General features: G+C 56.3%; 5 protein-coding genes. 3 read left to right on the plus strand and 2 right to left on the minus strand.

Features of this window, described 5'->3' with window-relative positions; genetic code table 11:
* On the minus strand, positions 1-1,623 hold a 1,623-nt coding region (locus ACF8AM_RS00230; protein WP_392553693.1), incomplete at its 3' end, for a solute:sodium symporter family transporter.
* Positions 1,624-2,007: 384 nt separating this feature from the next.
* Between ACF8AM_RS00230 and ACF8AM_RS00235 the strand changes: the two genes are divergently transcribed.
* The 3 genes from ACF8AM_RS00235 to ACF8AM_RS00245 all read left to right on the plus strand — a co-directional run bounded on the left by ACF8AM_RS00235 (position 2,008) and on the right by ACF8AM_RS00245 (position 5,190).
* On the plus strand, positions 2,008-2,730 hold the full coding sequence (locus ACF8AM_RS00235) for a DUF6677 family protein (RefSeq protein ID WP_392553694.1): 723 nt from the start codon (positions 2,008-2,010) through the stop codon (positions 2,728-2,730).
* 71 nt (positions 2,731-2,801) lie between these two features.
* Entirely contained in the window at positions 2,802-3,971 is a 1,170-nt protein-coding gene (locus tag ACF8AM_RS00240; RefSeq protein WP_392553695.1) for a substrate-binding domain-containing protein, read from the plus strand.
* Positions 3,972-4,272: 301 nt separating this feature from the next.
* Positions 4,273-5,190 carry a hypothetical protein gene (locus ACF8AM_RS00245; RefSeq protein ID WP_392553696.1) on the plus strand — a complete coding sequence of 306 codons (918 nt, stop codon included), beginning with the start codon at positions 4,273-4,275 and terminating at the stop codon, positions 5,188-5,190.
* A 141-nt stretch (positions 5,191-5,331) separates the two neighbouring features.
* Here the strand turns inward: ACF8AM_RS00245 and prfB are convergent.
* Positions 5,332-6,376, minus strand: a 1,045-nt coding sequence (gene prfB / locus ACF8AM_RS00250) for a peptide chain release factor 2 (protein WP_392553697.1), incomplete at its 5' end; no start/stop codon positions are given.

The raw sequence follows: 6,376 nt of genomic DNA on the forward strand, positions 1-6,376 counted from the left end.
CAACAGCACCAAAACGCCGCCCACATACGGAGCCGGTTTCCACGGGGTCAAGTCAACCAGCTTGGCATCGCGTTGCTCGTAAGGCGACTCCCTGCGAATCCCCATCGCAACCATGCCCACCTGCAGAACCAACAAGAACACAAAGACGGCGCCCATGTAGTGAAACCCATTGCCAAAACTGGATTCAAGCCAACCGTTTTCGCCACCGCTGTAGAACGTTCCTACCACCATCAGCACCAAACCAACGATCAAAGCGGCCATCGCAGAGCGTCCATCCGCCGTCCGATGGAACAACCCCAACAAGATCACCGAAGCCAATGGAATGAAATAAACACCATTGAGACCTTGAAAGAAACTGAACACCCCCTCGCGACCGTAGAAGACCAGTGGTGCAGCAATGACCGCAAAAACAGCCACCACAAAGCTGCAAACCTGGCCAGAAAAGCGCACCTGCTTGGTGGTCGCATCGGGCCGAATGTATTGCTTGTAAACATCCAACGAGAACAACGTGGCCGCCGAGTTCAACACGGAATTGAACGTGGAAAGAATCGAACCGATCACCACCGCAGCAAAGAATCCCAGCAACCACTCCGGCAACACACGTGCGACCAACGCACCGTAGGCCTGACTGGACTTCCAGTTGCCTTCCTCGTTCACTCCGATTGCCTCAATCATTTGCTGATCCTCGGCAGTGATCACCAAATACGCCGCTGCAATTCCAGGCAAAACCAGAATCAACGGTGCCAGAATCTTAAAGAACGCGGCCAGCAAGACTCCTTTTTGCCCCTCTGCCAAATTCTTGGCACCAAACGTCCGCTGGATAATTTGCTGGTTGGTGGTCCAGTAAAAAAAGTTCAGCAGCAGCACTCCGGTGAACAGCGTTGGCCAATGAGTCGACTCGTTTTCCGCACCGAGCGACCGAAAGGCATCAGGATCGGCCGCATCAATCTTCTGTAGAGCTCCACTGATGCCTCCTTCGTCACCGGCAACGACTTGCAGCGAAAAGTAGGTGATCATCAAACCGCCAATCAGCAGCCCCGCGCCGTTGAAAGTGTCGGACACCGCGATCGCCCGTAGACCTCCAAAAATCGCATAGGCTCCACCCAGTGATGCGATGAAGACAAGCAGCATCCAAATCATCTGGTAGTCGGTGACACCAAATTTCTCGTTCAATGACAGCATGCTGTTCAATCCGTTGGCTCCGAGGAACAACACAAACGGCAACAAAATCAGCATGTACGCAACGATAAAAATCGCTGCCGTCAACGCTCGCACCCCGCGTCCGTAGCGTTCTTCCAGAAACTGCGGGATCGTCGCGATCCCGGATTTCAAATACCGTGGCAAAAACACAAGCGCCAAGACGACCAACGAAATCCCCGCAACCACCTCCCAGCACATCACCGACAACCCATCGCTGAACGAATCCGCGTTGAGCCCCACCAATTGCTCCGTCGACAAATTCGTCAGCAGCAAACTTCCGGCGATGAACACGCCCGTGAGTGAACGACCGGCTAAGAAATAACCTTCATCAGTATCCACGTCGCAGCCACGCGTTTTCCACCAAGTCAGAAACGCCACCATACCGGTGAAGAATAAAAAGGAAACGAGCGTGGTGGTGTTCATGGACGTCCTCAGGTGTTGCATCATGCAAAGGAGATTCGGCGAGAAGACATACCATACAGCGTCACCACCTCGGTTACATCCTCCGGGAACGATTTTCTGCCTTTCAATCCGCCCAAGCGGCCGTGATTGCCCCTTCCGCCCGCATCCAACCGAAACAGACTGCAGCAACCTCTTCAGAAAACACGGAAAACCATAAGATATTTTGCCGAGCCGTTCTGTTTCGAATGGATCCAGCCAGGGCGTTGTTTTGTCGTTCCCAGTGCCGGAATCGAAAGGACTGGCTATCGCCCACCGGCTGAATTTCGCAAAATGGTCTGCATCACGCCTGCCCCACCGAATGGGCAATCGCCCAATGTCCAATTTTTCGCCAGTCCCCAATCACTCATGGCCCAACGTTCACGCAAATCTCGAGACTCGGAAAACAAAGCAGGCGACAGTCCCTCAAAATCCTCGTCCAAGAACCCGCCGATCCAGGTCAATCCCAAGGTGTTCAATGGCAACACTCAAATCGAAGTCGATGGGCTCCAGGTCGACTTGCGAAATCGATACCTGGCCGCTTTCTTGGCGTGGTTGGTTCCAGGTGCCGGGCATTTCTACCAAGGCCGGCACACCAAGGGCACGTTGTTTGTGATCAGCATCCTGTCGATTTGGATCTTAGGATTTGCCCTGGGTGGTTTTCACGTGGTTTACGCTTCGTGGTACCCCGGCGATAAACGCTGGCATTATTTCCTTCAAGCCGGTGTGGGCTCCGCCGCACTTCCCGCTTTGGTTCAAGGCAACCGGATGCGTCTGGCAACGGACAGTCGCGGTCGAACTCGCCAGGATTACGTACCGTTGTGGAACGGCTTCATGGCTCCTCCGCATCGTCCCGTGGACGAATCCGAAGCCGATGAAGTGGCCGCTTGGTATGCGCGTCGTGGCTCGGGTTATGAAATGGGCACTTGGTACACCATGATCGCGGGATTGCTGAACCTGTTGGTCGTCTACGACGCCTTCGGCGGCCCACTGGCCGTTCCAATCAGCGGCCGCAAGAAACAAGATTCCAAAGACTCCGATCCCCCAACCGACAACGAAGAATTGGCCTCGGGATTTGCGGAATCAAGTTGACGCGATCACACTCCTCCTGCGACCTCGGTCGCCTTCTCTAATTTGCTGACTTTTCTGTGGAAGGACGCGCGTTGAACAAACCTGCTCGCTGCAAGCCTCACGTTGCGTTGATGGTCGAAACCGCGACTGTCTACGGACGTGAAGTGTTGTCTGGGATCATGCGTTTCATGCGAACCCAGGAAGATTGGTCGGTCTTTCTCGAACAGCGCGACCTGATGACGTCGCCTCCAGCATGGCTAAAAGATTGGCAGGGCGACGGAATCATCTCGCGAGGTTCCACCAACGAAATGATCGAAGCCGCTGTCAAACGCAACATTCCCGTGGTGGAACTGAATGACCGCAGCGAAGTCGATATCGCGCACGTCCGCAGTGATGACGCCCAAATTGGCGAAATGGCCGCCCGTCACCTGATGGAACGAGGCTTCCAGCACTTCGCCTTCTGTGGATTCGATTTCGAAGCTTGGTCGCATCGACGTCAAGAAGCTTTCGCGAAAACGATCCAACAGGAAGGATGCCAGTGTGATTCATTCAATTCACCCTGGATGAACTTGGCTCGCCCCTGGGAAGAAGACCAACAAGCGATCGCGGATTGGCTGCAATCGCTTCCCAAACCTTGCGGAATCTTCACCTGCAACGACCTCCGCGGACAACACGTCCTGGCGGTTTGCTCCACTTTGGAATTGACCGTTCCCGAAGAGGTCGCCGTGATCGGGGCTGACAATGACGAACTGCTCTGCCAGTTCTGCCAACCACCGCTATCCAGCGTGATCCCCAACGCAGAAGCGGTTGGATTCTTGGCCGCCGAACGCCTGTCCCGCCGCATGAAAGGCGAGGCGAACCACGAATCACAACAGGTCGTTGCCCCCACCGGGATTGCAACTCGCTTGTCCACCGATGTGGTCGCGATCGATCACCCAGAAGTCGCATCGGCCCTGGCCTACATCCGCCAACACGCCTGCGAAGGCCTGACGGTCGACGAAGTCCTGCAAAATGTGGCCGTCAGCCGCAGCACGCTCGAACGCCAACTTCGCCGCTATCTAGGACGCACCCCGCAGCAAGAAATCCGCAACGTGCAACTCAAACGCGTCCGCGAATTGCTCACCACCACGGAAATGGCGGCCGAGCAAATCGCCTATCGGGCGGGGTTCGATCACCCGGAATACATGCACTATGTGTTCAAACGCGACCTGGGAATGACTCCCGGCCAATACCGCCAAAGCGTTCGCGGCCAGGACGCCTGACCCCGATTCGGCCCTTCGGCGACACGAAAAGTTCGCCACCCAGCCAATTTCCCGCGTAAATGCCAATCGAAGACGGGAAGAAAATTTGGTGCTGGCCCAGCAACCAAGTATACTGAGCCGACGCTGATCGCTCCCGGTCCAGCCCCTTCGCCCCAGAATTGCCGCCTGCATTCGGCCGCGAAGAAAGGCTTGGCCGCTGGACTGATATGCCATGGGCACGGAAACAACGGTGGACATTGCGATCCAATCTCCATCCTTCCAGTGTCCGAATATTTCTCCTCCCTGCTCACTGATTCTCAGGATGTCGACCGTGAATCGCCACTTCTTCTCTCGTTGCACTCCCGTTTCGTTCCGCGGAATGACCTCTCTGATGTGCGTTGCTGCTCTCGGTTTCGCCGCCGCGGGATTCGCGTCGCCTCCGCAAGCCAATGCGGGCGGCGAAGAAACCGTCGTCAATGGTTTGTTCGAAGCCATGGAAGCCGGAACGGTGGAGGCCAAGTTCATTCCTCAATCGTCGGCAAAAGCCAACCTGCTCGTCAAAAACCTGACTGACAAACCTCTGCACATTCACGTCCCTGCAGCCTTCGCCGGCGTTCCCGTTCTTGCTCAAGGCATGATGGGCGGCATGGGAGGCATGGGTGGCGGCATGGGAGGCATGGGCGGCGGCATGGGAGGTATGGGCGGCGGCATGGGTGGCGGTCAAGGCATGGGCGGCGGTGGCGGCATGGGCGGCGGCATGGGAGGCATGGGCGGCGGCATGGGTGGCATGGGCGGAATGGGCGGCGGCATGGGAGGCTTCATGCGAGTGGCCCCCGGACGCACGACCAAAATGGCCCTCAACACCGTTTGCCTCGAACACGGCAAACCCGAACCCAACGCAAAGATGAAGTACACCATCGTGCCGATCGAGCAACTCACCAAAGACCCTGCCGTGGCTGCTCTTTGTGAAGCACTTGGCAATGGCGTCATCGCCCAAAACACCGCTCAAGCAGCGGCTTGGCATTTGACCGATGACATGTCATGGAGCGAATTGGCCGAAAAGAATCGCAAGGAAAGTCAGTACACCGGCAATGAACCGTACTTCACTTCCTTTGAACTGCGTGCCGCTGCCAACGTGGTGGGCGAAGTCAAACGCATCGCCCAAAACTACCAGGACCAACTGGAGTCGGCCGAGAAGACCCAAGGCGGCCTGACCTTGGACAACAGCTACGGCGGCTGAAGTTCGCCCGCCGCTGAGTGAACGCAAGAAACGCGGTCACCAAACCAGAACCAACGCTTACCTGCGAGGACATCATCGTCCTCGCAGGTATTATTTTGGGGCCGCTGGCAATTCAGCAAGAGAACTCACTGAATCACACCATCAGTCGTCATCGCTGGCCTGGACTGCCTCCGTCTTGCCTGCCTTCAAACGCAAGAACGCATCGAAGAACCCTTGCAGTTCGCTGCCATCGAGCACGCTGTTGAAGTTGCCGACGTAGTGTCCCGTCCGGGCGTCTTTGACACGCTGATCGGGGTGCAGGAAGTAGTTCCGAATCTGGCTTCCGAAACCGGTCCTGGCCTGAGTCTCGTACTTCTTGGCTTCCTCCGCTTCACGGCGTTCTTCTTCGACGCGTGCCAATTTGGCTCGCAACATCTTCCAGGCGGTGTCCCGGTTTTGGTGCTGGCTGCGTTGGTTTTGACACTGCACGACGGTGTTGGTCGGAATGTGAGTCAAACGAATGGCACTGTCCGTTTTGTTGACGTGCTGCCCCCCCGCTCCGCTGGCCCGGTAAGTGTCTTCGCGAACATCTTTCTTTTCGATGTTCACCTCAATCGAATCATCGATTTCCGGCGAAACACTCACGGCTGCAAAGCTGGTTTGACGCTTGCTTTCGCTGTTGAACGGGCTGATCCGAACCAACCGGTGCATGCCTTCTTCGCCTTTGAGATAGCCATACGCCATCGGCCCCCGGACCGCGATAGAGGCATGGTTGATCCCCGCCTCCTCGTTTTCCTGACGGTCTAGCAACTCGATTTTGTAATCCTGCCCCACGGCCCAAGCGGAATACATCCGCAGCAACATGTCAGCCCAATCGTTCGCATCCGTCCCGCCATCGCGAGCGTTAATGGTCACAATTGCACCTGCGGAATCGTTCGGCCCGTTGAGCAACGCCTTGAGTTCCAGGTCATCCAAGACAACCTCCAGGCGTTCGATCTCCGAGCGAACCTCGCCTTCGATGGATTCGTCTTCCTCTGCCATCTCAAAAAGGGCTTCCAAGTCTTCTGCCGAGGACTCAAGCTCATTCAACGGAGAGACGATCCCCTTGAGACCCTTGAGCTGCATCACGACTTTTTGTGCCGCTTCGCTATCATTCCAGAAGTCAGGTGCCCCCATTTGGGCTTCGATTTCCTTAGATCGGAAGAGC

Source organism: Rhodopirellula sp. JB055 (assembly GCF_043100905.1).
Taxonomy (GTDB): Bacteria; Planctomycetota; Planctomycetia; order Pirellulales; family Pirellulaceae; genus Rhodopirellula.